This window comes from Serratia rubidaea (assembly GCF_016026735.1).
GTDB lineage: Bacteria > Pseudomonadota > Gammaproteobacteria > Enterobacterales > Enterobacteriaceae > Serratia_B > Serratia_B rubidaea.
This window is the reverse complement of record NZ_CP065640.1, coordinates 419,641-444,729: the sequence shown is the minus strand read 5'-3', so window position 1 is coordinate 444,729 and position 25,089 is coordinate 419,641. Positions and strand designations below refer to the sequence as shown.

Here is a 25,089-nt window from a genome sequence, read left to right as displayed (position 1 = left end):
ATGAAGCTTAAATCAATATTCAGGAAATTATCAGTTGCCTCAGTTTTGGCCGTTGCGGGAACTTATATTCCACAGGCATTGGCTGCGCCAATGCCTGGAACCTGTGAGAGGCGTGAGGGCGGAGCGCAGGAGTATCCTTTTTCTTTTAACGCATCGTTTACTGAGCCGGATCAGAATACGACAGGAAAAATTATTGAAAATGCGGCTGGAGGTGAATGGAATAGACCTGAAAGATATACGGTGACATGCGGTTGTACAAATATGCGAGAGGCATATGTTACAGCTATACCACTATTGAAGGAGTTGGATTATACCGGTGGTACCGATATAGAGGGTACTCCTTTGTCATATTATGCTCTGAATAATTTTTTGTCGGTGGCCAGCATGGTATATGTGGGCGGGGATGTTGAACAAAATATAGCCGTGCCATTCTACAACAAAGATAACAGAAACACAGGGACGCCGGTTTCATGTAGTGGGGCAAGAAACACGTTTAAGAGCGGCTCTCGAGGTCAGATTAACCTGCGTTTTCGTCGGCCTTTCGTTGGCGTGCAAGTCATTCCGCCGACGCGTTTGCTTGAAGTATATCTGTCATCAACTCCAGGGGTTAGTAGCCCGACCCCGGTATCCTATGTCACGATGAGCGGTACGGTGACAGTCCCACAAAACTGTGAAATAAGTCCGCAACCGGTGGTTATCAACTTTGGCGATATCATGTCAACGGATTTTAAACGTAAGGGGGAGATGCCGAAAAACTTCACACCGCATCAGCGGGATTTGACGTTAGCGTGTCGTAATATCTCAGATGGAGTGAAGGTCAGTCTTTCATTCCAGGGGGAGGCCGATCCTAGTGATCCGTCGGCATTAAAGAGTACGAATAAAGATATCGCTGTAAAAATTGAAGACTCGTCATCGAATGCTGTTATTTCGCCAAATAATGGGCGTCTTCCTGTGATGATGAATTATATGGATCAAACTGGAAAGACAGGAATAAATGTATACCCGATAAACACCTCAAATGAAATGCCAGAGGTCGGTGTTTTTAACTCGACGGCAACGATTCGTGTTGAGATTGAATAAGTTTTCATAGGTGTAGTTAAGCTGTGTGTTGTAAGTGTTTTATAAGGATATTACTAATGAAGGAACTTAAATTGAACGTGATCAAAGGTAGCATTGCGGCATTGCTGGCCGCGACCTTGGGGATGAGTCATGGAGCACTGGCGAACACCCAGTTAAATATTACCGGTACCATTAAGGCTTCACCGTGCATCGTGGCAGATGATAACGGCAGCGGCATTACGGTCGACTTGGGTAACGGCAGTGCCATCCAGGCGGCGACGTTGGCAGGAAAAGGTATAGGGACTGATTGGGTACCATTCAAATTGACGCTGAAAGATTGTCCGACCACCACCACAACGGCCACGGCAACCTTTAGCGGTACGCCGGCGGATGAAGGCCCTAATTTGTATAAAAATACCGGCGATGCAAAAAGCGTACAGATTGAATTGAAAGATGTTGCTGAAACTACCGAATTGGGCAACGGTGGTTTCCTGAAGCAAAGCATCGTGAATAATACCACGACCTACGACCTGAAGGCCCGTGCCTATACTACCGAGGGGGGCGCAACGCCAGGTTCTATCGTGGGTACGGTCATGGTTGCCTTTACCTACGAGTAAGTAAAGCCTTACTCATAATAAAGCTCCTTCGCATAGTGGAGGAGCTTTGTTAGAGCTTTATACGGTGAGGTATATTAAATGGAATTAATCATGCTGTTCTCATTTTTGCTTTTTTTATTTATCAGCATATTTTCTTTTTATATGCATGCGAGATTTATGGCAAAAAGAACAATTCACTCCGTCAGGATGATTATTAATAGTTAGTGCTGTTTCTGTTGCATCTGTAAATGTGAAATAGAGATCCCACAAGGAACAGGGAGAATTGCTATGACGACGGCTCATACTTATCAGCGGGGGAGCGCCCACGCACCTGGCATCAATGGAAAAAGCGAACAGGGCGTGATTGTGATGGAAGCCTGTCCAATGACGGCCCTCGGTATGCGCAATATTCTTGCGCAATCCTGTACACAGTCAGAAAACATCAAACAGGTTAATAACCTGGCTGCCATTCCTAATTTGATGCGCAGCCAGCCGACCTCATTGTTGATCATGGAACTGTGCGGCGAGTCTGAATCCGTGTTAGACGGGTTACGCCTGATCTCGCTGTGTCTGGAACACTGGCCCTCAACGGCGATCGTCGTTTGCACCGCGCTTGATGACCCGCGGGTCTTGCAGTTGCTTACCGTCTCAGGTGTCAAAGGGTTAGTGCTGAAACAGGAGCCGGCTATTGCGCTGGCGCAGTGTGTTCAGCAGGTATTGGCCGGGCGTCGTAGCTATAGCCATAAGGTACGTCAGCTACTGGCTAATCAGTCTATCGGCGGTAAGGCGCTGACCGCGCGCGAGTTGGATGTGCTGGCATATTTATTCTCTGGTAAAAGCGTCACTGCCGCCGCGTTGATGATGCACCGCGATGTACGCACCGTCAGTACACATAAGCGCAACGCCATGCTGAAGTTGGGGTTTCACAATGATGGTGAACTCTTTCTGCAAGGGAAATGGATGGCGAAAACTGGTCCGGTATTTGCCAACTGATTCTTTAATGGCGGAAGTTTTCTCTCGAATGGGTTATGCAAGTTATTGAGACAGGAGGTCTATATGCAGCCTTTAACGCCAAATTCTACCACTATCGCCTTAATGGACCGCTGCCCGTTAACATTAGTCGGGTTATCGAGCTTCATTGAAGGTCTTAATGCTCCAAGTCAGATAGTTGTGCAGGAAACCAGCATGTCGGCAGTTTCTGAAGCACTGCTGTATCAGCCTACAGACATCCTTATTACCGAACTGAGTGGGTTGAATGAGACAATTGCCGAGGGGCGGAAAAAATTATTAGAACTATGCGTGCAACTTCCGTCGCTGAGGGTCATTGTGTATACCCGTTGTCAAGCAGGTGACGAGTTAAAGGCGCTGTTGGAGCAGGTTAATATCAGTGTCATTGCCCGTGATGATACATTACCTCAGGTCGGTGAGTTCTTTACGCGTGTTTTTGATGGAGAACGCGTGCTGAGCCCATTAATAGGCACCTGCCTGGCGCGCAATGACAGCGAAGAAATTTACAACCTGCACCATTTAACGCGTTGTGAAAATGATGTGTTGACCTTTTTATTTAATGGTATGAGTTTACGCCAGATCGCGGAGCTGCAGAGGCGCAGTATTAAAACGATCAGTGCGCACAAATGTAACGCCATGCGTAAATTACAGGTGAAAAACGACAGCGAGCTATTTTCACTCAAGAAAAATATCACTCAGCAGTTTGTTGTGAGTGAGTAATAACATCGGCAGCGTTTGTAATAGTCGTTGAGACTTAATTGGCGTAGTGGTTATTTGCCTTTCACGGATAAGGATATGACGGTAGAGAGCCAATCAATATCGCGCATCGCACTATTCGTCTCCTGTCAGTTAACCGCTTACGGGCTTGAGCTGTTGTTGACACGTAGTTTGTCAAAGAAGCGAGAGTTTTGGCATTTAGGTTCTCTGTCCGGCGCTTGTCGGCGGTTATTACAGCATGCCGATATGCTGGTTATTTCTTTCAGCATGCGGCAGTCGGATTGGCACGCACGCTTACTGATGCTGGAAGCGCTGCGTAACCTTCGGCCGAAAATGCCGATTGTAGTCATCATTGATGGCTATATCCCATTTTTATTGCAACAGCTGAATGCCCTGCATATTGATGGGATTGTCAGCCAGCATGACTCATTAAATGAAATTAAAGATGTATTGACGCAAATTTGTGTTGAGAGAGACCCTGAACACCACGGTTTGAAAAGCACATTGGCAGTCCAGGTGGACGCCTGTGCGTTATCCCAGCGGCTCAGCATGTCGGAACTACAGGCGCTGCGTTATTTGCTTAACGGTCATTCATTGCTGCAAACGGCCACGAAGATGCGACGTAATAAAAAGGCGATCGTCGCGCTGAAAAATAAAGCTATGCGCAAGTTGGGAATTAGCCACAGCGCTGAACTGGTTGCGATGCGTGGCATGTTGGAAAACCAGTACCGTCAACGGTTGCCGCTGTCCAAATTGTGTATTGATAGCCGAACGTCAGTCATGGCGGGTCGCTAGGGTGTTAACGGACAGGTCGATTGAGAAACAGTAAAAACAAGGTTGCCGCCGCTAATGATGGCATAGGCCAGGGAAGCAACTACAGGTCATCCTCCAGTAAGAAAGGAAAAGGTAAATAGTGAAACATTTGCAGATAACCAATGGACATGCGCGTTTACTGATCGGCGTCATGATGGCGGGGAGCCTGTTGCTTACCGGTTGCCAGAGTAAAAAACCACGCAGCCTGGTATCTCCACCTGTGACGGTTACGCCAGCGCCGGCTCCGGCAGCCCCGCCGCCACCGCCGCCAGAAAAGAAAGAGAGCCGTATTAGCCTGTGCCAAAGTGAGCTGGCCTCGCTGAAGAAGGTGAACCCTAAAGCCTATGCGTTGCGCAAAGCCTATTTTGACAGCCTGGTGAATAGCGTATCGGTGTATGGCGCCGTGCGCGGTGATGTTAATGCCCTGACCAAAGATACGCTTGATGCGCTGTATAAATACAAAACGAATCAGGCCTGTTCGATGATTGAGCGTGATGTGCTTGATGCGTTGATCCGTAAAGGGGAGAGCGTGAAGTGAATCAGGGGATTAAGTATGGCTTTTTGTTTGCTCTGGCGTTGCCGTTTGGCGTCGGGGCAGCGGACAGCTTCAGTGATGAGCAAACGTTACAGTCGCTGGATGCCATCACCCGCAGAGTTGACGATGCGCCGGCACTCTTGCTACTGACGCCTTCTCAACTGGAAGCCATTGATTCGCCACCGGAACAGAAGACGGCACAACAAGCCAGAAGTAGTAACCAGTTGGATAAGCGAGCGGCGAAGCAAAACGCCGCTTCTTTACGAGAGCTGAAGTCGCAGCAGGCGAAAATCAATCAGCTCAATGCCGCGTTGGCTAAACAGAACAGAGAGCTAAAAAAGCTGCGCGAGGCTGCACGGGCGGATGGTGATTCACGTGCCGAAGTAGATCGTCTGAAAAAATCATTGCAGGAAAGCTTACAAAAAACGGAAAACATGCAGCAGCAGCTGTCGGCAATGAATGCGACGAAAAGTGACAAGCAGCAGGATAGCGCCAGATTACGGCAAGCGCTGGAGAAGAGTCAGCAACAAAGTTCAGAGTTACAGAAACAGGTAGCTGCATTGACCATAGCGCAGGATGAGCGGCTCAAACAGCAGAAATCTATGCAGGCAACGCTGGATGAAAGCCAAAAGCATGCTGAAGAGTTGCAAAAGCGATTGACGGCATTAACCGATCAGCGCAAACGCAAGGATAAAGGTAGCGCGGTGTTGCAGAGCGCTTTGGATGAAAGCAAGAAGCACGGCACGGAGTTACAGAAACAGCTGACGGCTCTGATATCCCAAGGCAAGGCAAAAGAAAAAGATGCTGCTGCATTGCAGAAGGCATTGGATGAAAGCAACAAGGAGCGCGGAGAGCTGCAAAAACAGCTGACGGCGCTGGCTGCGCAAGGCAAGACAAAAGAGAAAGACGTGACCGCGCTGCAGAGCGCGCTGGAAGAGAGCAAGAAAAGTGGCGCTGAGCTGCAGAAACAGCTGACGGCGCTGGCTGCGCAAGGCAAGACAAAAGATAAGGACGTCGCCACGCTGCAGAGCGCGCTGGAAGAGAGCAAGAAAAATGGCGCTGAGCTGCAGAAACAGCTGACGGCGCTGGCTGCGCAAGGCAAGACAAAAGATAAGGACGTCGCCACGCTGCAGAGCGCGCTGGAAGAGAGCAAGAAAAATGGCGCTGAGCTGCAAAAACAGCTGACGGCGCTGGCTGCGCAAGGCAAGACGAAAGATAAAGACGTCGCCACGCTGCAGAGCGCGCTGGAAGAGAGCAAGAAAAGTGGCGCTGAGCTGCAAAAACAGCTGACGGCGCTGGCTGCGCAAGGCAAGACGAAAGATAAAGACGTCGCCACGCTGCAGAGCGCGCTGGAAGAGAGTAAGAAAAGTGGCGCTGAGCTGCAGAAACAGCTGACGGCGCTGGCTGCGCAAGGCAAGACGAAAGATAAAGACGTCGCCACGCTGCAGAGCGCGCTGGAAGAGAGCAAGAAAAATGGCGCTGAGCTGCAAAAACAGCTGACGGCGCTGGCTGCGCAAGGCAAGACAAAAGATAAAGACACCGCCGCGCTGCAAAACGAGCTGGAGGAGAGCAAGAAAGGCGTGCTGGCGCTGAAAAAGCAGCTGGCGACGCTGGCGGATCAGGCAAAAGGACAAGAAAAAGAACATGCAGCTCTACAGCAGGAGCTGGCTGCGCTGAAAAAAGAGCGGGCTGCCCGCAAAGATGTTGTGGCTCCGCCGAAAACGGCTAACGAAATCCGCGACTATGCTATCGGCAGTTCATTAGGTAATGACGTGCTGGCGCTGTTGCAAGAGAAGATCGCTCAGGGCATCAAAATCAATGAGCGAATGGCGTTTTCCGGCGTTCAGGATGCTTTAGTCGGCCAAAACAAGCTGGCTCAGGACAAAATCGCCAAAGCGCTCTATGAAACAGAAATGGCGCTGAACGAGAAGGAGAAGAAGTTAAAAGCAGAAACTGAACGACAAGGTTTACGCTATGTTGAACAGTTCAGAAAAAATAAGAGCGTCAAGAAATCTTCCAGCGGTTTTTATTACCGGATCGATTACCTTGGTGCCGGGAAGATAGATAATAGTGATACGGTCGCCGTGGTTGTGAAGGAAAGCCTGACCAACGGTAAAGTGATTAAGGATATGGATATTGCCGGCACCTCAATTTCACAGCCGCTTAGCAGTTATCCGGCTATGTTCCGTGACGCCATCAAGCAATTGCAGAATCATGGCACGATGACAATGGTGGTACCGCCTGAACTGGCATATGGCGATAAGGGGCTGGCTCCGGATATCCCTCCGGGATCCACCATGGTTTATAACATCAGAATCCTTGATGTATTGCCAGCAGACGGCGCAGCTGGCAATAAAAAATAGCGTTTATCGCTAGAGTAATCATGTGGGCGCGTTGAGGGTTGGCTTAGATATGTATGGCCCGAAAGCGCTCAACATTACTCGCGGTATAGATGACAGTATTTTGGATATTTCGATGCCCGAGGTAATCCTGGATTAGCCGGGTATCGACGCCTTTGTCCGCCAGGGCAAAGCCGCAGGAGTGGCGCAGCATATGCGGGTGCACCTGAACGCTGATGCCGGCGAGCTGCCCATAGGTTTTCATCAGGCGGTAAAGCTGTTGGCGTGATATCTGTCCGCCATGGCGTGACAAGAACAGCCATGGGCTGTCGGCTTCCAGGTAGCGTGGGCGTTGTTTGAGCCATTGTTTGATCGCCAGGCGTTCTCTTATCTGAATCGGGTGTTGAACGGAAAAGCCGTTTTTCAACCGGGCAACGTGCAGGCGGTTGGTATTAAGGTCAATGTCTTCTAACCGCAAGCCGCGTAGTTCACTAACGCGTAAACCGTGGATAAAACACATGAGTAACATGCAGCGGTCGCGGGCAGAATTGGGGCCGTGGGGAACGGCATCTATCATTTGTTCGACTTCTATATGAGTGAGGTATTTGCGTTTTTTCATACTCTTCCTTGATGAAAACAAAGAAACCATCATGGTTGCCTTGTGACTGAATTAAAACACTCAGACCATTTGTTAAGCAAATAAATAAGAAGTCATGTAAATAGGAATTATCTGTAAAACTGGTTTGTGGGCTGGGTAGGGGAATGCCATGGAGGTAAATTTAATGTGAGAAAAAATAGCAAATCAGATCATAATTTGATCAGGATTGCTCTGTTTTTAACGTGATGGTATACGGCTAAGCGGCGATTACTTTTTGAAGAGATGTATGATTTTTTTATGCGGTTGTTAATTGTTGTTTTGTTTTTGTGATATTTTTTTTGGGTTTGTCGGCTTTTCTCTTCCCTCATCTTAAAACTCTAATATTTAACCCGCTATTTATTGGTTTGTCTATTATTCATGAGTGAATGCTTATCGGCATGAGTTCCAGCGCGGCTTTTTTATGACTCTGAAAGCGGCTGGCGGTAGGGCTGCGGAAGCAACTACGAACTTCCTACGCCGCGCCATGGCGATGAGAATTGTTATTGCTATCACTCCCATGCTGATTACAATGCCAGCCATTGCATTCTGTTTAGAGGTGACTCATGGAGTTGCTACGGGTGGTGTACCACCAGTATCGTTGGCCGTTTCTGGCGGTGATGGCCCTGACGCTGGCCAGCGCCGCATTGGGGATCGGCATTATTGCCTTTATCAATCAACACTTAATGGCGGCCGCGGCCGAGAGCCCATTGGCGATATTGCCGCAGTTTCTCGCTCTGTTGGGCGTTCTGATGGCGGTCACCTTAGGGTCGCAGTTAGCGTTGACCACGCTGGGTCACCATTTTGTCTATCGTTTGCGCGGTCGGTTGGTGAAAAGCATCCTGGACACCGATATTGAACGTATTGAACACCTGGGCAGCGCCTCTTTACTCGCCAGTCTATCCAGCGATATTCGCAACGTCACCATGGCTTTCGTGCGTTTGCCGGAGTTGGTGCAAGGCGTTGTGTTGACGATTGGCTGTGCGGCCTATCTGGGGTGGCTGTCGCCGCCGATGCTGGCGGTGACGGCCGTTTGGGTCGCGGTCACCATTTTGGTCAGTTGGCTGTTGGTTTCTCGCGTATACAAACATTTAACCCAGGTGCGTGAAGCGGAAGAACAGCTGTACCAGGATTACCAGTCGGCGATTGACGGTCGGAAGGAGTTGGCGTTGAATCGCGATCGTGCGCAGCGCTTGTATCAGCAGACTTATCGGGCTAACTCCGATGAATACCGGCACCACATTATTCGTGCGGATACGTTTCATCTCAGCGCGGTGAACTGGTCGAATATCATGATGCTCGGCGCTATCGGGCTGGTGTTCTTTATGGCCAATGGTCTGGGATGGTCGGATACGGCAGTTGCCGCGACCTATTCGCTGACGTTGCTATTTTTACGTACCCCATTGCTGCAGGCGGTGGGCGCCTTCCCGATGCTGCTTGGCGCCGAGGTGGCGTTTAAAAAAGTAAAATCGCTCAAGCTGGCCGAGTATCAGCCCGATTTCCCGCAGACGGTCGCCATGCCTTGGCAAACGCTGGAGCTGCGCGATGTATCATTCCACTATGCGGCGGGTGAACAGGCGCAAGGGTTTGCCGTTGGTCCGTTGAACCTGACGCTTACCCGCGGGGAGCTGGTGTTTTTAATCGGCGGCAACGGTAGCGGCAAGTCGACGTTGGCGAAGCTGCTGACCGGGCTTTATCAGCCGGTCAGCGGGCAGATCCTCATTGACGGCGTGGTGCTGCAGCCGGCGGATCGCGATAATTATCGGCGTCTGTTCTCTGCTATTTTTACCGACTTTTATCAGTTCGATCGGTTACAGGGCGTGGACGGCGGGGAGCCGGATGCGGAACTGGTGGCTAGCTGGCTGGAAAAACTCAATATGCAGGACAAACTGGAGTTTGACGGCGTACGCGTTACCAATCCTCAGCTTTCGCAGGGGCAGCGTAAGCGCTTGGCGCTGCTGCTGGCGGTGGCGGAGCAGCGGGATATTTTGCTGCTTGATGAGTGGGCGGCCGATCAGGATCCGCAGTTCCGCCGAATCTTTTATCGGGAACTGCTGCCGGCGTTACGCGCGCTGGGTAAAACGGTGTTTGCCATCAGCCATGACGATCACTATTTTGAACATGCCGATCGGCTGTTAGAGATGCGCAACGGCAAGCTCAGCGAACTGACCGGCAGCGAGCGTGAACGCGCCAGCCGGGATTCCGTGGCGCAAATCGACTGATTGCCTCTTCCCGGCGCCGTGAGTGCGCCGGGTTAGGCGCACATTCCTCTTCCCCCGCATCGCTTTCCCGCCATAGTAGAATTCGTGATTAATAAATATCAATAGGGAATAACGGCGTTATCTATAGCTTTAAGCAATCGATGGTTTGTTCGTAATTAGTGTAATCTATAGCCGATAAACTATTAAACAGGCATGGGTCGGCGCGTTGAACGCGTTTGCCATGTGCCTACACAGTAGTAATTTAAATTGGGCTACGGCCGTGTAGTGAATGACTGGATTTTTTCTGTTTAGGGAAAAGCAATGGATAAGAAAAAAATTGAGGCGGAGAAGCCGTGCGTGCGCCGCAATAAAACGAAAATTCCGCCGTCGTGGCAGTTGAATGAGGCGCAGCGTGAGTTTATTGAAGATCTCTGGCAGGACGATGCGCCGGAATCGCCGACGCCCCGCCCGGCACAAAAGGATGCCCCTTAGCGAATTGTCACGCCGGCCGACTGCCTGGCAGCCGGTCCGGTTTTATCTGTTCTCTGTAACAATCTCTTGTTTGCCCGTCTTCCTGGCTGCCCTTCAGCCTGCTTTAGGCAATGCGTCTGGTGCGATCCGGGCGGGACTTTCCGACTGATGACTAAGCCGCCAACAGGTTTGGTGATACTTCGCCACGCTGTTGCGGTGCGCGACGCTGACCAGCGTGACATCCGGCAGGGTAGTCACCAGGCGCTCATACATCAGCTGTTCGGTTTCATCGTCCAGCGCGCTGGTGGCCTCGTCGAGGAATAAGATGTCCGGCCGGGTGAGTATGGCGCGGGCGAAGGCCAGGCGCTGCTGTTCGCCGGGAGAAAGGCGCTGGCTCCAGTTGTTGGCCGTACCCAGCCAGCGTTGCAAATGTTGCAGACGGCAGCTTTCCAGCACGGTCAGCAGTTGCTCGTCATGGTAGGTGCCTGCCGGGTGCGGATAACTCAGCGCTTCCCGCAGCGTGCCGATGGGCATATAGCTGCGCTGCGGCAGGAACAGGGCGCGCAGTGAGGCATCGCGGCGGATACTGCCCGCGCCGTAAGGCCAGATACCGGCGATGGCGCGCAGCAGCGTAGATTTACCACCGCCGGAAGGGCCGGCTATCAGTACGCGCTCGCCGCGCTGCAGCGTTAACGAGACATCGTGCACCAGCGGTTGGCCATCCGGCAGCTGCAGGCTGAGGCGGTTTAGCGCCAGCGGATGGGTGTCGTTGTCCTCCAGAACAATGCCGCGGGGTTGGTGATGCGCCTGTTCTACGGCGGCGTTAAAGCCGGCCAGACGGTTAACGCAGGCTTTCCAGGCGGCCAGGTCGTTAAAGGCGTCGATAAACCATGACAGCGCCCCTTGTACCTGCCCGAAGGCCGAGGCGATTTGCATCAGTCCCCCCATTTGAATGGCGCCGGAAAAGTAGCGCGGCGCGGCAACCAGTAACGGAAAAATAATGGCGAACTGGCCGTAAAAGTTGCTGGCGATGTTCAGGCGGCGGGTGATGCGCATAATGGACCACCAGTTATTGCGGATGGTGGCGAAACGTTCGCCCAGCTGTTGCTCTTCCTGCTTTTCCCCCTGATACAGCGCAATGGCGTCGTGGTTTTCCCGGATGCGGATCAGGCCGAAACGAAAGTTCGCCTCATAGCGTTCCTGATCAAAGCCCAGCCGCACCAGCGGTTTGCCGACCCAGCCGATGATCAGCGATCCCAGCAGCGCATACAGCAGGGCAAACCACACCATATAGCCCGGCAGCGTAAAGGCGTGTCCGTGCAGGGCGAAACTTAACGGCCCGCTGACGTGCCACAAAATGCTGACGAAGGAGAAGAGAGTCACCAGGCTGGACAACAACCCCAGCGACAGCGAGAGCGTGTTGCGCGTCAGGACATTAAGATCTTCGGCAATACGCTGGTCCGGGTTATCGACCAGCTGTTGCTGTTCGCTGTGGTAATAGGCCTGATGCGCCAGCCATTTACCCATAAACTTTTCCGTCATCCAACTGCGCCAGCGCATCTGCAATCCCTGCGTCAGATACACTTTCCACACCGCCAGCACGATAAAGATCAGCGCCAGATAGGTAAAACGCCACAGCTGCTGTTTGAATACCGGATAGTTTTTATTCTGCAGCGCATCATAGAACACCTGATTCCACTGATTGATCAGTACGCTGATGTAAACCAGCCCCAGCGACAGTGCGACAATGGCGATAAGCATCAGCCAGGCGCGTCCCTTTTCCTCGGAAACCCAAAACGGTTTAATCAACTGCCAGACGGCATGTTTTTGTGTGCTGTTCATAAGTTCTCGCCGTAAAAAACATGTTCAACAGCATCGCCAAGCTGGGGGCAACAAGCAAATCGCCAGTTGTAAGCAGGTTTAACACCCTCTAATCATAAGGAATATCAGGCTGAACCGTGAAGGGTGAAGCCGGCGAGCCGGCCGGTTATACTGGCGGAGATTTGAAACGGACCCCGAGAAGGAAGAGGTATGAGGGCATTGTTGCCGCCGCTACTGGCCTGTGGTGCTTTGGCAAGCTGGCCGGCGCTGGCGCAGATTGATGAACCGGATATTCACGCCGATTGCCAGAAGGTGGCCGGCTACGCCGAGCTGGGCCGCAGCGCTTACCAGAGCGGTGATTATATGAAGGCGGCAGGTATTTTTCGCGATCAGGCGGCCTGGAGCGAATTTTGCGGCTTCAGCGAGCGCGCGACGGCGACGGCGTATAACAACGTGGCATTGGCGCTGATGCGTGCCGGACAGTTGCTGAAAGCGCGTGCCTATCTGCTGCTGGCGCCGGACGACGATAAATCACGGCACAATATGGCGTTGTTAGAGCAGCGGCTGGCACAACAGCCGCCGGAGACCGGCCCAGCCGGTGTTTATTGGCAGTATGCCGGCCGCGGCGTCTGGAGCGAAGTGACGGTGGTTGCGCACGGTGAGCAGTGGCAAATCGACTATGCCGGTTACTACATGCCGGGTATGGGGCTGTATTACGGCCCCAATATGGGCGAGTTTGCCGATGTGTTGCCGATCGAGGACGGGAAAGCGCTGTACCATCAGGATGACGAGGATGATGAATCGGCCTGCGACGTGAGCATTGCCTTTAGCGACGATGCCGTGGAACTGGATTCTCAGGGCGACTGCGGTTTTGGCCATAACGTTCAGGCGGCAGGGCGTTTTATCCGGGTCGAGTAAAACGCCGCGCCGCCTTACGCTAAGGCGGCGGCGCTGCTCAGCATGGCTTTCCAGCCCGCAACGTTGTCCAGATAGTTGCCTGCCGCGATGGTATGCAGATCGCCGTTGCTGTCCTGCAGGGCGAAGGTCGGGAACCCCTGGCCGTGTACTTTGGCGAGAAAGGCCCGGCTTTCGGCGATATGCTGGGCGGTGGGGGCGCCGCGGTTAAAGCGCATCTCGGCAATAAACGGCGCCGAAGGCAGCCCCAGTTCGCGCGCCAGCGCCTCCAGCACCGGTAAATCCGCGATGCGCCGTCCTTCCTGGTAATGCGCCCGCTGAATCAGGTGCAGCATATCCAGCCCCCGGCCGGCCAGCTGTTGCGCCGCGAGGATGGCGGTTGTCGGCGGTTCGGAATCCATGATCGCCGTGTTGTCGCACAGCAAGCCGTTAAAGTAGGCTTCACCGAAACTCTGTCCGGTGAGTTCGGCGATGCGTTTATCCTGTGGAATAACGTAGCTGCGCCACTCCGGGGTGATTTGACGGCGGTTGCCGCCGGTCAGCATGCCGCCGCCGTGCAGGGCGATCGTCAGGCCGGGAATGGCCTGCGCCGCCTTGACCAGCGGGGTGGCGCCGTAGCACCAGCCGCACAGCGGATCGTAGACGTAATGCAGCGTGACGTTGCTCATGGGAACCTCTTTTGTTATCGGCGCTGCGTCGGGCAAGCGACGCAGCATGCCGGCAGTTTGTTTCAGCGGCGCGTTACTGCGGCCATTTCATCTCGCCTTTCAGCACCTTGGCGCTCAGCTCCAGGCTGGAAACGTCTTTCAGCGTCGGGTAGTGTTTTTCCATCGCCGTCACCAGCTGTTTGGCGTCCTTGGCCTGCGGCAGTTCGGCTTCCAGCACCTTCAGGTAGTTCTGGGTAAAGGTGACGGATTCCAGCGTTTGCGCCGCGCCGGGCAGGTAATGTCCGGGGACGACCCGCTGCGGCTGCAGCGTTTGAATGCTGGCCAGCGTTTGCTGCCAGTGCGCGCGCGATTCAGCGCTCTGGTTATCGGCAATCCACGGGTGGATATTGTTGCCGGCGACGGCCACGCCGCCCACGACGGCTTTCAACGCCGGGATCCACACATAGGTGCGCGCCGGCGTCGGGCCGTTCAGGCCTTTCACCTCAACCTGTTGACCGTCGATGGTGAAACTGTCGCCCGTAAGCGGCTGCGGCACGATCACCTGGGTCGGCGCATTCTCTTTCAGAATAGGGCCCCAATAGGCGACCTTGCCGTCTTTGGTGGCGTTGATTTCTTTAATGGTGCCCGGCGTCGCGATAATTTTTGCGTCGGGGAACGCGGCCTTAATCACGTCCAGACCAAAATAGAAGTCCGGATCGGAGTGGCTGATATAGACGGTGGTCAGTTTTTTTCCGGTCGCCTTGATTTTCTCCACCAGCTGCTGCGCATCGTTGCGCTGGAACTGGGCATCGATCAGCGCCACTTCATGCTGGCCGCTGATGATTTCAGAAGAAACCGGGAACACGCTGCTTTCACCGGGGTTGTAAACCTCCATCGTCAGCGCGTCTGCGGCGCTGGCATAGGTGCTGACGGCGGCGACGCCGGTCAGCGTCAGAGCGATAAGTGATTTCTTAAACATTGTCGGGGTTTCCTGTCGGTTTTAACGTTGCATAGATGTTAGGTTGCATGAATCGAATAAAAAACCGGATAATATGCAATTATTGATTGCATAAAACGGACGAATTATGGATCGCATTACCGCCGCTGAGGTTTTTGTCGCCATTGTTGAGCGCGGCAGCATGATTGCCGCCGCAGAGGCGCTGGATATGTCGCGCGCCATGGTGACGCGCTATCTGGCGCAGATGGAGCAGTGGGCGGGGGCGCGTCTGCTGCACCGCACCACGCGCAAACTCAGCCTGACCGATGCGGGCGAACGCACGCTGGAACGCTGCCGCCAGATGCTGGCGGTCGCCGGGGAGATCGATCTGGTCGAGGCGGAAGCCAATGTGGAGCTGCGCGGTCTGCTGCGCATCACCTGCTCACAGTCGCTGGGGCAAACCACGCTGGCGGCGGCGGTGACGCACTATCTACGGCGTTATCCCCAGGTGGCGGTCGATTTGCAGATGAACAACCGGGCGGTCAATTTGGTGGAAGAGCGTATCGATTTGGCGCTGCGTATCACCAATGAGCTGGATCCGAACCTGATCGCCCGGCCGCTATCGCGCTGCGCCTCGGTGGTTTGCGCGACGCCCGCCTATCTGGCGGCGCACGGAACGCCGCGCCAGCCGCAGGATCTGGCGTTGCACAATTGCCTGACCTACTCCTATTTCGGCAAAAGCCTGTGGCATTTTGAACATCGGGGCGTGCAGTCGGCGGTGGCGGTCAGCGGCAACCTGAGCGCCAACGAATCGGTGGTACTGCTGGCCGGCACCCTGCAGGGAGCCGGTATTTCATTACAGCCTTACTACTCCGCGGCGCCGCTGCTGGCCAGCGGCGAGCTGGTGGAACTGATGCCGGAGTATCGGCCGCAGTCGATGGGGATTTATGGTATTTACACTTCGCGCCGCCAACTGCCGGCAACCTTGCGCACCATGCTGGATTTCCTGGTGGAGTGGTTTGCCAGCGATGAGAAGTGGCTGGCGACCCTGCGCGACTAGTATGCCGTCTGCGTAACATATCGTCACAGTTTTCATCGTCAGGCCATTCAAGCGCTTAGCGCGCGAACGCCGGCTTTTTATGCGCGCCGGACGACCCACGCTGGTTTTTCGCCGGCGCGGCATGGTATTTCTATAGCGTGCAAATGGCTATTTATGCTTAATAATTATAAGGTTATATCCTTTATTTAGCCCGGTTTCACACCTCTATCACCCTTATTGACGGGCGGCCTTTCAGGTCGACCGCGTTTGTTATTGTTTGTCTCTGGTCCACGGCGTCAGACGTCGGGACGGTTTAAGATTGGGAGCGTAATACATGCCTGTTTCTCTGCTGGCGCTGGCACTGAGTGCCTTTGCTATCGGCACCACCGAGTTTGTCATTATGGGGCTGTTGCCCGACGTGGCGGGCGATCTGCAGGTTTCCATTCCCGCAGCGGGGTGGTTAATCAGCGGCTACGCCCTCGGCGTGGCGATCGGCGCGCCGATTATGGCGCTGCTGACCGCAAGCCTGCCGCGTAAAAAGACGCTGCTGTTGCTGATGGCGATTTTTATTGTCGGCAACGTGATGTGCGCATTGGGCTATAACTACGGCTTCCTGATGCTGGCGCGCATTATCACTGCCCTGTGTCACGGCGCCTTCTTCGGCATCGGCGCGGTGGTGGCCGCCAATCTGGTGGCTCCTAACCGCCGGGCTTCGGCGGTGGCCCTGATGTTTACCGGCCTGACGCTGGCCAACGTGCTGGGCGTGCCGCTTGGCACTGCGCTAGGGCAGGCGCTGGGCTGGCGTTCCACCTTCTGGGCGGTGGCGTTGATCGGCGTCGCCTCCCTGCTGGCGCTGTACAGCAAGTTACCGACGGTGAAGGATGAAGCGCCGACTGAGCTGAAAAAAGAGCTGGCGGCGTTGCGCGGCGCTGGCGTCTGGCTGTCGCTGTTGATGACGGTGGCCTTTGCGGCCTCAATGTTTACGCTGTTCACCTATATCGCGCCGCTGCTGACCGAGGTCACCGGCGTATCGCCGCAGGGCGTCAGCTGGACCCTGCTGCTGATGGGCGTCGGCCTGACGCTGGGTAATATTCTGGGCGGCCGCCTGGCGGACTGGCGGCTGGGGGTGACGCTGGCGGGGATCTTCCTGGCGATAGCGCTGTTTGCCGCGCTGTTCAGCTGGACCAGCGGGGCGCTGATCCCGGCGGAGATTACGCTGTTCCTGTGGGCTGCCGCCTCGTTTGCCGCGGTGCCGGCGCTGCAGATCAACGTGGTGACCTACGGCAAGAAAGCGCCGAATCTGATCTCCACCCTGAATATCGCCGCCTTTAACCTGGGCAACGCGCTGGGCGCCTGGCTGGGCGGCCTGGTGATTGCCCAGGGGCTGGGGCTGACGGCGGTGCCGCTGGCGGCGGCGGCCATGGCGTTGGCGGGGCTGCTGCTGTGCCTGATTACCTTTGGGCAGGCGCGTCGCCGGGCTGCCGTGCAATAACCGCCGCCAGACGGGCGGGGAAAGACGCCGCCTGCTGGTGTAAATGTTCGGCGAAGGCGGTGACCAGCGCCGAGGAGGGGCGGTGCAGCGGCCGGATCAGGCTGACGGTGAACGGCACCTCGATGCTGAACGGACGCAGCTCCACGCCGCCGGCGGCGGCATAGTCCAGCGCGGTCAGCGGGTTGACGATGGAAAGGCCGACTCCGGCCTGCACCATGGCGCAGACCGAGGCCGCGCTGTGGGTCTCCATGACCATGCGGCGGTTGACCTGCCGCTCGCTGAACAGCGCGTCCAGCAGCTGCCGGTAACTGTCGGTATTCGACAGGCTGATAAAATTTTCGCCGTTGAAGTCCTGCGGCGTGAGTTGCTTCCTGGCCAGCAGCGGATGCCCGCTCGGCAGTACGCAGACCTCATTCAGCGTCATCAGCGGAATACGCTCCGTGCCGGCCGGCGTCAGCGTATTTTCGGTCAGGCCCAGATCGTGGCGCTGCGCCGACAGCCACTCTTCCAGCAGCGGCGACTCCTGCGGCACCACGCTGAAGCTGACGTCCGGATAGCGTGCGAGGAACGGTTGGCACACCGCCGGCAGCAGCGACTGTGAAAATACCGGCAGGCAGGCAATGGAAAGCTGCGCCTGGTGAAACTGGCGAATGCCGTCCGCTGCGGTTTTAATGCGTTCCAGGCCGTAATAGGAGCGCTGCACTTCTTCAAACAGCCGTAATCCCTCAACGGTCGCCACCAGACGCCCCCGGACCCGATCGAACAGCCGCAGCTGCACCCGCTTTTCAAAGCGCGCCAGCTCGCGGCTGACGGTGGGCTGCGAGGTGTGCAGCAGCGCCGCCGCTTCGGTGAGGTTGCCGGTGGTCATCACCGCATGGAAGATTTCAATCTGGCGCAGGCTAATGGCGGACATGGCTTCTCCGATGCGGGCTGAGGCGTAAAGCCATATCATAAATGAATAGACTGCCGCTAAATAGATATTTTTCTCCCGGAGCGGCCTGCGGCACAATGGCGTCAACAGAATCAATAATGACTTGGGAACCACCGCCATGCCACGCGCTTTACATGACACCACCACCGCGTTGAACGCCGCCAACTTACTCACGCTGCCGGCCCGCTTCGGTTGCCCGATTTGGGCCTACGACGCGCAGATCATCCGTGAACGTATCGCCCAGCTGCGTCATTTTGACGTGATTCGCTTCGCGCAGAAGGCCTGCTCGAATATCCATATTCTGCGCCTGATGCGCGAGCAGGGCGTTCGAGTGGACTCGGTATCGCTGGGGGAAATTGAACGTGCGCTGCACGCCGGTTATCAGCCGGGCGGGGAAGAGATTGTCTTTACCGCCGACGTGCTGGATCAGGCGACGCTGGCGCGCGTCTGCGAACTGAAAGTGCCGGTAAACGCCGGCTCAATCGACATGCTGGAGCAACTGGGGCAGCACGGCGACGGGCATCCGGTGTGGCTGCGCATCAACCCGGGCTTTGGTCATGGCCATAGCCAGAAAACCAATACCGGCGGTGAAAACAGCAAGCACGGCATTTGGTATGCCGATTTACCGCGGGCGGTGGAGGTGATTCAGCGGCACGGTCTGCAGCTGCTGGGCGTGCATATGCATATCGGCTCCGGCGTGGACTATCAGCATCTGGAGCGGGTGTGCGACGCTATGGTGCAGCAGGTGATGGCGCTGGGGATGGATATCCAGGCGATTTCCGCCGGCGGCGGCCTGTCGATTCCGTATCAGGCCGGCGAAGAGGCGATCGATACCGAACACTATTTCGGCCTGTGGAACGGCGCGCGCGAGCGCATTGCCGCCCATCTGGGGCATCCGGTGAAACTGGAGATCGAGCCGGGGCGCTTCCTGATGGCCGAGGCGGGCGTGTTGGTGGCCGAAGTGCGGGCGGTCAAAGATATGGGCAGCCGTCACTTTGTGCTGGTGGACGCCGGGTTTAACGACCTGATGCGGCCGGCGATGTACGGCAGCTACCACCATATTTCACTGCTGCCTGCCGACGGGCGCGCTACCGACGGCCAGCCGCTGCGCGATACGGTGATTGCCGGGCCGCTGTGCGAATCCGGCGATGTATTTACCCAGCAGGCGGGCGGCGGGGTGGAAACCCGGGCGCTGCCGCCGGTGCGGGTGGGGGACTATCTGGTGTTCCACGATACCGGCGCTTACGGCTCTTCCATGTCCTCCAACTACAATAGCCGGCCGCTGTTGCCGGAGGTGCTGTTTGATCAGGGCGAGGCGCGGCTGATTCGCCGCCGGCAGACCATTGAGGAACTGATCGCGCTGGAACAGGTATAACCCCGGCGCGGGCGCCCGCTACGCGACATAGGGGCCGGGCGCCACCGACTCGCGCAGCTTCAGTTCGCCGGTAAACGGCGTCAGAGGCTGCACCTCTTCGCCGTTCAGCAGCCGCAACGCCTGGGCGATGGCGGCTTCAATCATCATATCGATCGGCAGATAGACGGTAGAGAGCGCCGGCTGTAGGTAGGCGGCGCTCGGCTCGTCGTCGAATCCAAAAATAGACACGTCCTGCGGCAAACGCTTGCCGGCCTGGCACAGCGCCTTCATCGCGCCGATCGCCATATCATCGTTGCTGGCAAACAGCGCGCTGAAGGCGGCATTGGCCGCCAGCAGCGTCTTGCAGCCGTGATACCCGCTGGGCACGCTGCTGTCGCCGTGCGCCACCCGCGCCGGGTCAAAGGCAATCTGATGATGCGCCAGCGCCTGCCGGTAGCCCGCCAACCGCGCCTGGGCGGTCGGCGTGTCAATCGGGCCGGTAATGCAGGCGATGTCCCGGTGGCCCTGGGCAATCAGATAGTTAACCGCATCGAACGCCGCCGCCTGCTGCTCGAAGAATACGCAGCGCTCGCGCGCCTGGGGCAAATCGCGGTTGATCACCATCAGCGGCACCGGCAGGCGTTCAAACAGCGCCATCAGCGCCGCCTCGTCAGTGAAGCGGGTGTAGAGAATAATGGCGTCGCAGCGGCGGTCGGCCAGCAGCTGCACCGCCTGCAGCTCATCCTCCGGCGTATCGTGACCGTCGGTCACCACCAGATGCTTGCCGCTGGCTTCAATCTGCTTGGCGGCCTGACGCAACAGCCGGCCGAAATAGGGGCCGTCGAAATTGGACACCACCAGGCCAATGCTGTTGGAGCTTTTGTTAGCCAGCGACTGGGCGAGGAAGTTCGGCCGGTAGCCCAATTCATCCATCGCTTTGAACACCGCTTCCCGGGTGCTCTTTTTCACCTGTCCGGTGCCATTTAACACGCGCGATACCGTGGCTTTTGACACGCCCGCGCGAATGGATACGTCCAACATGGTGATCATGACCGGCTAACCTCTGTCTGCAAACGTCCGCTGTGGAAATGCTGGCAGTCTAGCATAGCCGCCGGCCAAGGGCAGCGCGCAGCTTCACGCCTGATGCGCGAACACTTCCTGGCGCAGCAGCACGATCTCCTGCGCCAGATCGTGACACAGCATGGCGGTCATCAGATGATCCTGCGCGTGCACCAGGATCAGATTCACCGGGATCTTGCCGGCGCCTTCATCCAGGCCGATCAGCTGCGTCTGTACGGCATGCGCCGCGCGGGAGGCGGCCTGCGATGCCGCCAGCGCCTCCTCCGCCTGCGGCCACTGTCGCTGGCGGGCCGCCTGAATCGCCGTCATGGCGTGAGATCGCGCTTCACCCGCGTTGATCAATAGCTCCATCACCGTCTGTTCCAGATCTATGCTCATTATATGCTCACCGGTATGCCAAAATTGGTTTTTTCATCATATTGGAATTCCAATATTGACTTGTGAGAGTGCGATCACAGAAAAATAATCCAGTTAACCTATTTTTTGGTATGCCAAATCGCGAGAGACGCGGTACGCGAATCGGTCATCTGAGCAAGCACAACACAATAGGGGCGTGTCATGTCATTTCGGGACCGGCTTATAGACTCTCTGGGAGCCTTTGCCAATAAATTCAACAGTTACAGATATATAATGGCTATCAAGGCATCGTTTATTACGCTGATGCCGGTAATTATCGTCGGCGCTTTTTCGGTGCTGATCTCGAATATGGTGATGGATCCCAAGAATGGCCTGGCGAGTTTCGCCATGTTCTCATTCCTGACGGATCTGAAGCCGATCATGAGCAGCATCAACTACGCCACGCTGAGCTTTCTCAATATCGGCGCGGTGTTTTTGATTGGCATTGAGCTGGGCAAAATCAACGGCTCGCGCTCGCTGTTTCCGGGGCTGCTGGCGGTCATCTGCTTTATCGCCGTTACGCCGACCACCGTCGAGCTGATGGTGAACGACCAGATGCAGCTGGTGAAAGACGTGCTGGCCAAGCAGTTCTCCGATACCCGCAGTCTGTTCCTCGGCATGTTTATCGCCATTTTATCCGTGGAGATCTATTCCCGGCTGGAAATGCTCGATCGCCTGAAGATCAAAATGCCGGAAAGCGTACCGCCTAACGTCTCCGCCTCTTTCTCGGCGCTGATCCCGGCGATTATCACCGTGGTGGCGGTCGCCTCGCTGGGCTTTATCTTCCACCGCATTACCGGCATTTATCTGTATGACGCCGTTTATCAGGTGGTGCAGCGTCCGCTGGAGACGGTGGTGCAGAGCCTGCCGGGGATCCTGATCCTGATGTTTGTCGCCCAGCTGTTCTGGGTGATCGGCATTCACGGCAATCAGATGGTGAAGCCGATCCGCGAGCCGCTGCTGCTGGGCGCCATCATGGTCAATATGACCGCCTTCGAACAGGGGAAAGAGATCCCGAATATCATCACCATGCCGTTCTGGGACGTCTATATGAGCATCGGCGGTTCCGGCATTACGCTGGGGCTGCTGTTTGCGGTGATGATCGCCACCCGGCGCAAAGAGATGCGTGAAATCAGCAAACTGTCGCTGGGGCCGAGCTTCTTCAACATCAACGAGCCGGTGATCTTCGGCATGCCGATCATGCTCAATCCGATCCTGGCGATCCCCTTCATTATCACGCCGCTGATCACCGGCACTATCGGCTATTTCGCCACCAGTATCGGCTTTGCCGGCAAGGCGGTGGTGATGGTGCCGTGGACCACGCCGCCGATCGTCAACGCCTGGCTGTCCACCGCCGGCTCGATGGGAGCGGTGGTCACCCAGCTGATTTGCATCGTGGTCGCCACGATTATCTATCTGCCGTTTGTCAAAGTGGCCGCCCGCCGCGCGGAACAGGCCGAGCAACCCGTTATTCAGAACGCATGAGGTGAGCAATGAGTCAGATTTCCATGGAGATACCCCAGGACTTTATTCTCGGCGCGGCGGCTTCCGCCTGGCAGACCGAGGGCTGGAGCGGCAAAAAACAGGGGCAGGACTCTTACCTCGATCTGTGGTACCGGCACGATCGCCACGTCTGGCATAACGGCTATGGCCCGGCGGTGGCGACGGACTTTATCAACCGCTACCGTGAAGACGTGGCGCTGATGAAGCGCAGCGGCGTCGGTCACTATCGCACCTCCATCAACTGGTCGCGGTTTCTGACCGACTACGAGCAGGGCGTGGTGGATGAAGAGTATGCCGGCTATATCGACGCGCTGCTTGATGAGATGAAGCAGCAGGGCATCGAGCCGATGCTGTGCCTGGAGCACTATGAGCTGCCGGGCTACCTGTTGGAAAAATATGACGGCTGGAGTTCCAAACGGGTGGTGGAGCTGTTCGTGCTGTACGCCCGGCGGGTGTTCGAACGCTTTGGCGGCAAGGTGAAGCGCTGGTTTACCTTTAACGAGCCGGTAGTGGTGCAGACGCGGGTTTACCTCGATGCCATCCGCTGGCCGTATGAACAGAACACCGGCAAGTGGATGCAGTGGAACCACCATAAAAACCTGGCGACCGCCAAGGTGGTGCAATGTTTCCGCCAGATGGGCTGCGCCGGCAGCATCGGCGTGATCCTCAACCCCGAGGTTACCTACGCCCGCTCCGGCGCGCCGCACGACCGACGCGCCGCAGAGCTGTACGATCTGTTCTATAACCGGGTGTTCCTCGATCCGGCGATTCACGGCGCCTATCCGGCCGAACTGCTGAGCCTGCTGCAGCAGCACGAGGTCAGCGTAGACTGGACGGCGGAGGAGATGGCGATAATCCGCGACAACACCGTGGATGAGGTAGGCATCAATCTTTACTATCCGCACCGGGTGAAGGCCCCGAGCCGTGCATGGTGCAGCGCCACGCCGTTTCATCCGGCGATGTACTACGAGCACTTTGAACTGCCGGGACGGCGGATGAACCGTTCGCGCGGCTGGGAAATCTACCCGCGCATCGTGTATGACATGGCGCTGCGCCTGCGCGATGAGTACGGCAACATTCCGTGGTTTATCTCGGAAAACGGCATGGGCATTGAGCACGAAGAACAATTCAAAAATGCCGAAGGAGAGATTCAGGACGATTACCGCATCGAATTTATCCGCGAGCATATTTACTGGGCGCTGAAGGCGCGTGAGGAAGGGGCAAACTGTCAGGGCTATATGCTGTGGGCCTTTACGGACAACGTTTCGCCGATGAACGCCTTTAAAAACCGCTACGGCCTGATAGAGATAGAGTTGCACAACCAGCGCAACCGGCGGCAGAAAAAGTCGGCGCACTGGTTCCGCGCGCTGAGTGAGAGCCGCTGCCTGAGTTTCACCCTCGATGATGAAAACCGATAAGGAGTGCCCCATGAAACGTATCGTACTGGCCTGCTCGGCGGGCATGTCCACCTCGCTGGTGGTCACCAAGATGGAAAAAGAGGCGCAGGCGCGCGGGCTGGAACTGAAAATTTACGCCATCCCTGAGCAGAACCTGCGTGATGAGCTGCAAAGCTACGCCGGCGATATTATAGCGGTGCTGCTGGGGCCGCAGGTGCGCTTCAAACTGGCGGAAAATAAAAAGCTCACCGATGCCTATCAGATCCCGCTGGCGGTGATCGATTCTGTGGCGTATGGCACGTTAAACGGCGCAAAAGTACTCGATCAGGCGCTGGGTTTGGTAGACTAATCTGATTGTGAACCTACACAGGCCAGATACCCCGCCGTCGGCGGGGTACGGCATGGACAGACGTTTTTCAGGGTGAAACGGTGGATAAAGTCGTGATTCCGCAGGAAAAAAAGCAGTATCAGGAAATTGGCCGGGACCTGCGGCAGAAAATTCAGCAGGGCCATTTCGCCATCGGCACGCGCCTGCCCCCGGAGCGCAATATTGCCGAAACCTACGGCGTCAGCCGTACTATCGTGCGTGAAGCGCTGTTAATGCTGGAGCTGGAAGGGACGGTGGATATACGTCAGAGCTCCGGCGTGTATGTCATACGCATTCCCAACGAAAGCGTGGAGGAGGACGATCCCATCCTGCACGGCGAGGTCGGGCCGTTTGAAATGCTGCAGGCGCGCCAGCTGCTGGAAAGCAATATCGCCGCCTTTGCCGCCAAAATGGCCACCAAAACGGATATTGAAAACCTGCGCCGCACGCTGGAGCAGGAGCAGCGCGCCATCGTCGCCAATGATGAAAGCGGCGACAACGACAAGATGTTCCATTTGTTGATTGCCGGCGCCACGCAGAATCAGATGCTGCTGGATACGGTAAAAAGCATCTGGCAGCGGCGGGAGGCCAGCCCGCTGTGGCAGCAGCTGCACAGCCGCATCGCCACCAAAGGCTACCGCCTGAAGTGGCTGGCGGATCACCAGAATATTTTGGCCGCGCTGCGTCGCCGCGACGTGATGGGCTCCTACCAGGCGATGTGGCAGCATATGGAAAACATCAAAGGCACGCTGATGGAGCTTTCCGACGTCGATGCGCCGGAATTTGACGGTTACCTGTTTGAATCGGTGCCGATCTTCCAGGGCAAGCTGGTGTAAT

At 56.0% G+C, this 25,089-nt stretch carries 24 protein-coding genes; 17 read left to right on the top strand and 7 right to left on the bottom strand.

Translation table 11 applies throughout. The features are described 5' to 3' along the window. The 7 genes from I6G83_RS02025 to I6G83_RS01995 all read left to right on the top strand — a co-directional run bounded on the left by I6G83_RS02025 (position 1) and on the right by I6G83_RS01995 (position 7,091). A complete protein-coding gene (locus tag I6G83_RS02025) occupies positions 1-1,080 on the top strand; it encodes a fimbrial protein (protein ID WP_072186114.1) in 1,080 nt (359 codons plus the stop codon). 56 nt (positions 1,081-1,136) lie between these two features. Continuing rightward, complete coding sequence (locus I6G83_RS02020; RefSeq protein ID WP_054306153.1) at positions 1,137-1,676, top strand: fimbrial protein; 540 nt, start codon at positions 1,137-1,139, stop codon at positions 1,674-1,676. A gap of 267 nt (positions 1,677-1,943) precedes the next feature. Beyond that, a complete protein-coding gene (locus I6G83_RS02015) occupies positions 1,944-2,648 on the top strand; it encodes a response regulator transcription factor (protein WP_054306152.1) in 705 nt (234 codons plus the stop codon). Positions 2,649-2,711: 63 nt separating this feature from the next. After that, positions 2,712-3,383 (top strand): response regulator transcription factor, encoded by a 672-nt coding sequence (locus I6G83_RS02010; RefSeq protein WP_054306151.1) that lies wholly within the window; start codon positions 2,712-2,714, stop codon positions 3,381-3,383. Between the two features lie 75 nt (positions 3,384-3,458). Next, positions 3,459-4,175 carry a hypothetical protein gene (locus I6G83_RS02005; RefSeq protein WP_062779299.1) on the top strand — a complete coding sequence of 239 codons (717 nt, stop codon included), beginning with the start codon at positions 3,459-3,461 and terminating at the stop codon, positions 4,173-4,175. Between the two features lie 118 nt (positions 4,176-4,293). Beyond that, positions 4,294-4,731 (top strand): hypothetical protein, encoded by a 438-nt coding sequence (locus I6G83_RS02000; RefSeq protein ID WP_126531560.1) that lies wholly within the window; start codon positions 4,294-4,296, stop codon positions 4,729-4,731. Then, positions 4,728-7,091 (top strand): FKBP-type peptidyl-prolyl cis-trans isomerase N-terminal domain-containing protein, encoded by a 2,364-nt coding sequence (locus I6G83_RS01995; protein ID WP_156484027.1) that lies wholly within the window; start codon positions 4,728-4,730, stop codon positions 7,089-7,091. The genes I6G83_RS02000 and I6G83_RS01995 overlap by 4 nt, the downstream gene beginning before the upstream one ends. 43 nt (positions 7,092-7,134) lie before the next feature. On the opposite strand, the gene I6G83_RS01990 is transcribed toward I6G83_RS01995, so the two are convergent. After that, positions 7,135-7,686: a tyrosine-type DNA invertase gene (locus tag I6G83_RS01990; RefSeq protein WP_054307118.1), complete on the bottom strand. Its 552-nt coding sequence runs from the start codon at positions 7,684-7,686 to the stop codon at positions 7,135-7,137. Between the two features lie 581 nt (positions 7,687-8,267). On the opposite strand from I6G83_RS01990, the gene I6G83_RS01985 reads away from it, so the two are divergent. Continuing rightward, positions 8,268-9,923 (top strand): multidrug ABC transporter permease/ATP-binding protein, encoded by a 1,656-nt coding sequence (locus I6G83_RS01985; protein WP_054307119.1) that lies wholly within the window; start codon positions 8,268-8,270, stop codon positions 9,921-9,923. A 300-nt stretch (positions 9,924-10,223) separates the two neighbouring features. Beyond that, entirely contained in the window at positions 10,224-10,394 is a 171-nt protein-coding gene (locus tag I6G83_RS01980) for a hypothetical protein (RefSeq protein ID WP_167549960.1), read from the top strand. Positions 10,395-10,487: 93 nt separating this feature from the next. On the opposite strand, the gene I6G83_RS01975 is transcribed toward I6G83_RS01980, so the two are convergent. After that, positions 10,488-12,215 (bottom strand): ABC transporter ATP-binding protein/permease, encoded by a 1,728-nt coding sequence (locus tag I6G83_RS01975; RefSeq protein WP_054307120.1) that lies wholly within the window; start codon positions 12,213-12,215, stop codon positions 10,488-10,490. Between the two features lie 189 nt (positions 12,216-12,404). Here I6G83_RS01975 and I6G83_RS01970 point away from each other — a divergent pair, with 189 nt between their 5' ends. After that, complete coding sequence (locus I6G83_RS01970; protein ID WP_054307121.1) at positions 12,405-13,112, top strand: hypothetical protein; 708 nt, start codon at positions 12,405-12,407, stop codon at positions 13,110-13,112. A gap of 14 nt (positions 13,113-13,126) precedes the next feature. Here the strand turns inward: I6G83_RS01970 and I6G83_RS01965 are convergent, their stop codons facing one another. Together I6G83_RS01965 and I6G83_RS01960 are read right to left on the bottom strand one after the other, a co-directional pair. Continuing rightward, the gene (locus I6G83_RS01965) at positions 13,127-13,777 is read right to left on the bottom strand and encodes a DsbA family protein (RefSeq protein WP_054307122.1); all 651 of its coding nucleotides are present in this window, start codon (positions 13,775-13,777) and stop codon (positions 13,127-13,129) included. Between the two features lie 73 nt (positions 13,778-13,850). After that, the gene (locus I6G83_RS01960; protein WP_054307123.1) at positions 13,851-14,735 is read right to left on the bottom strand and encodes an MBL fold metallo-hydrolase; all 885 of its coding nucleotides are present in this window, start codon (positions 14,733-14,735) and stop codon (positions 13,851-13,853) included. A 106-nt stretch (positions 14,736-14,841) separates the two neighbouring features. Between I6G83_RS01960 and I6G83_RS01955 the strand changes: the two genes are divergently transcribed. Continuing rightward, a complete protein-coding gene (locus tag I6G83_RS01955) occupies positions 14,842-15,753 on the top strand; it encodes a LysR family transcriptional regulator (RefSeq protein WP_054307124.1) in 912 nt (303 codons plus the stop codon). Between the two features lie 313 nt (positions 15,754-16,066). Then, entirely contained in the window at positions 16,067-17,224 is a 1,158-nt protein-coding gene (locus I6G83_RS01950) for an MFS transporter (protein WP_054307125.1), read from the top strand. Here the strand turns inward: I6G83_RS01950 and I6G83_RS01945 are convergent. Continuing rightward, positions 17,184-18,137, bottom strand: coding sequence for a LysR family transcriptional regulator (locus tag I6G83_RS01945; protein WP_054307126.1), 954 nt, complete (start codon positions 18,135-18,137; stop codon positions 17,184-17,186). The two genes, I6G83_RS01950 and I6G83_RS01945, sit on opposite strands and share 41 nt — an antisense overlap. A 136-nt stretch (positions 18,138-18,273) precedes the next feature. Between I6G83_RS01945 and lysA the strand changes: the two genes are divergently transcribed. Next, positions 18,274-19,530 (top strand): diaminopimelate decarboxylase, encoded by a 1,257-nt coding sequence (lysA, locus tag I6G83_RS01940; protein WP_054307132.1) that lies wholly within the window; start codon positions 18,274-18,276, stop codon positions 19,528-19,530. 18 nt (positions 19,531-19,548) lie between these two features. Here the strand turns inward: lysA and I6G83_RS01935 are convergent, their stop codons facing one another. Both I6G83_RS01935 and I6G83_RS01930 read right to left on the bottom strand, forming a co-directional pair. Further along, positions 19,549-20,559 carry a LacI family DNA-binding transcriptional regulator gene (locus I6G83_RS01935; RefSeq protein ID WP_054307127.1) on the bottom strand — a complete coding sequence of 337 codons (1,011 nt, stop codon included), beginning with the start codon at positions 20,557-20,559 and terminating at the stop codon, positions 19,549-19,551. An 84-nt stretch (positions 20,560-20,643) separates the two neighbouring features. Continuing rightward, entirely contained in the window at positions 20,644-20,967 is a 324-nt protein-coding gene (locus tag I6G83_RS01930) for a PTS lactose/cellobiose transporter subunit IIA (RefSeq protein ID WP_015673610.1), read from the bottom strand. Between the two features lie 180 nt (positions 20,968-21,147). On the opposite strand from I6G83_RS01930, the gene I6G83_RS01925 reads away from it, so the two are divergent. The 4 genes from I6G83_RS01925 (at position 21,148) to I6G83_RS01910 (ending at position 25,088) form a co-directional block, all read left to right on the top strand. Beyond that, on the top strand, positions 21,148-22,470 hold the full coding sequence (locus I6G83_RS01925) for a PTS sugar transporter subunit IIC (RefSeq protein WP_054307128.1): 1,323 nt from the start codon (positions 21,148-21,150) through the stop codon (positions 22,468-22,470). A gap of 8 nt (positions 22,471-22,478) precedes the next feature. Beyond that, positions 22,479-23,906, top strand: a complete 1,428-nt coding sequence (locus tag I6G83_RS01920; protein WP_054307129.1) for a glycoside hydrolase family 1 protein — start codon at positions 22,479-22,481, stop codon at positions 23,904-23,906. Positions 23,907-23,916: 10 nt separating this feature from the next. Beyond that, positions 23,917-24,234 (top strand): PTS sugar transporter subunit IIB, encoded by a 318-nt coding sequence (locus tag I6G83_RS01915; RefSeq protein WP_054307130.1) that lies wholly within the window; start codon positions 23,917-23,919, stop codon positions 24,232-24,234. An 80-nt stretch (positions 24,235-24,314) separates the two neighbouring features. Continuing rightward, the gene (locus tag I6G83_RS01910) at positions 24,315-25,088 is read left to right on the top strand and encodes an FCD domain-containing protein (RefSeq protein ID WP_054307131.1); all 774 of its coding nucleotides are present in this window, start codon (positions 24,315-24,317) and stop codon (positions 25,086-25,088) included. Position 25,089 lies beyond the last annotated feature (1 nt).

Bases quoted from the DNA above. Each gene is read 5' to 3' on its own strand.
- I6G83_RS01970 (WP_054307121.1), top strand. From the start codon at position 12,405: ATGAGGGCATTGTTGCCGCCGCTACTGGCCTGTGGTGCTTTGGCAAGC.
- I6G83_RS02020 (WP_054306153.1), top strand. From the start codon at position 1,137: ATGAAGGAACTTAAATTGAACGTGATCAAAGGTAGCATTGCGGCATTG.
- I6G83_RS02025 (WP_072186114.1), top strand. From the start codon at position 1: ATGAAGCTTAAATCAATATTCAGGAAATTATCAGTTGCCTCAGTTTTG.
- I6G83_RS01950 (WP_054307125.1), top strand. From the start codon at position 16,067: ATGCCTGTTTCTCTGCTGGCGCTGGCACTGAGTGCCTTTGCTATCGGC.
- I6G83_RS01925 (WP_054307128.1), top strand. From the start codon at position 21,148: ATGTCATTTCGGGACCGGCTTATAGACTCTCTGGGAGCCTTTGCCAAT.
- I6G83_RS01960 (WP_054307123.1), bottom strand. From the start codon at position 14,735: ATGTTTAAGAAATCACTTATCGCTCTGACGCTGACCGGCGTCGCCGCC.
- I6G83_RS01990 (WP_054307118.1), bottom strand. From the start codon at position 7,686: ATGAAAAAACGCAAATACCTCACTCATATAGAAGTCGAACAAATGATA.
- I6G83_RS02015 (WP_054306152.1), top strand. From the start codon at position 1,944: ATGACGACGGCTCATACTTATCAGCGGGGGAGCGCCCACGCACCTGGC.
- I6G83_RS01955 (WP_054307124.1), top strand. From the start codon at position 14,842: ATGGATCGCATTACCGCCGCTGAGGTTTTTGTCGCCATTGTTGAGCGC.
- I6G83_RS02005 (WP_062779299.1), top strand. From the start codon at position 3,459: ATGACGGTAGAGAGCCAATCAATATCGCGCATCGCACTATTCGTCTCC.
- I6G83_RS01975 (WP_054307120.1), bottom strand. From the start codon at position 12,215: ATGAACAGCACACAAAAACATGCCGTCTGGCAGTTGATTAAACCGTTT.
- I6G83_RS02010 (WP_054306151.1), top strand. From the start codon at position 2,712: ATGCAGCCTTTAACGCCAAATTCTACCACTATCGCCTTAATGGACCGC.
- I6G83_RS01985 (WP_054307119.1), top strand. From the start codon at position 8,268: ATGGAGTTGCTACGGGTGGTGTACCACCAGTATCGTTGGCCGTTTCTG.
- I6G83_RS01930 (WP_015673610.1), bottom strand. From the start codon at position 20,967: ATGAGCATAGATCTGGAACAGACGGTGATGGAGCTATTGATCAACGCG.
- I6G83_RS01980 (WP_167549960.1), top strand. From the start codon at position 10,224: ATGGATAAGAAAAAAATTGAGGCGGAGAAGCCGTGCGTGCGCCGCAAT.
- I6G83_RS01915 (WP_054307130.1), top strand. From the start codon at position 23,917: ATGAAACGTATCGTACTGGCCTGCTCGGCGGGCATGTCCACCTCGCTG.
- I6G83_RS01935 (WP_054307127.1), bottom strand. From the start codon at position 20,559: ATGATCACCATGTTGGACGTATCCATTCGCGCGGGCGTGTCAAAAGCC.
- lysA (WP_054307132.1), top strand. From the start codon at position 18,274: ATGCCACGCGCTTTACATGACACCACCACCGCGTTGAACGCCGCCAAC.
- I6G83_RS01965 (WP_054307122.1), bottom strand. From the start codon at position 13,777: ATGAGCAACGTCACGCTGCATTACGTCTACGATCCGCTGTGCGGCTGG.
- I6G83_RS01945 (WP_054307126.1), bottom strand. From the start codon at position 18,137: ATGTCCGCCATTAGCCTGCGCCAGATTGAAATCTTCCATGCGGTGATG.
- I6G83_RS01920 (WP_054307129.1), top strand. From the start codon at position 22,479: ATGAGTCAGATTTCCATGGAGATACCCCAGGACTTTATTCTCGGCGCG.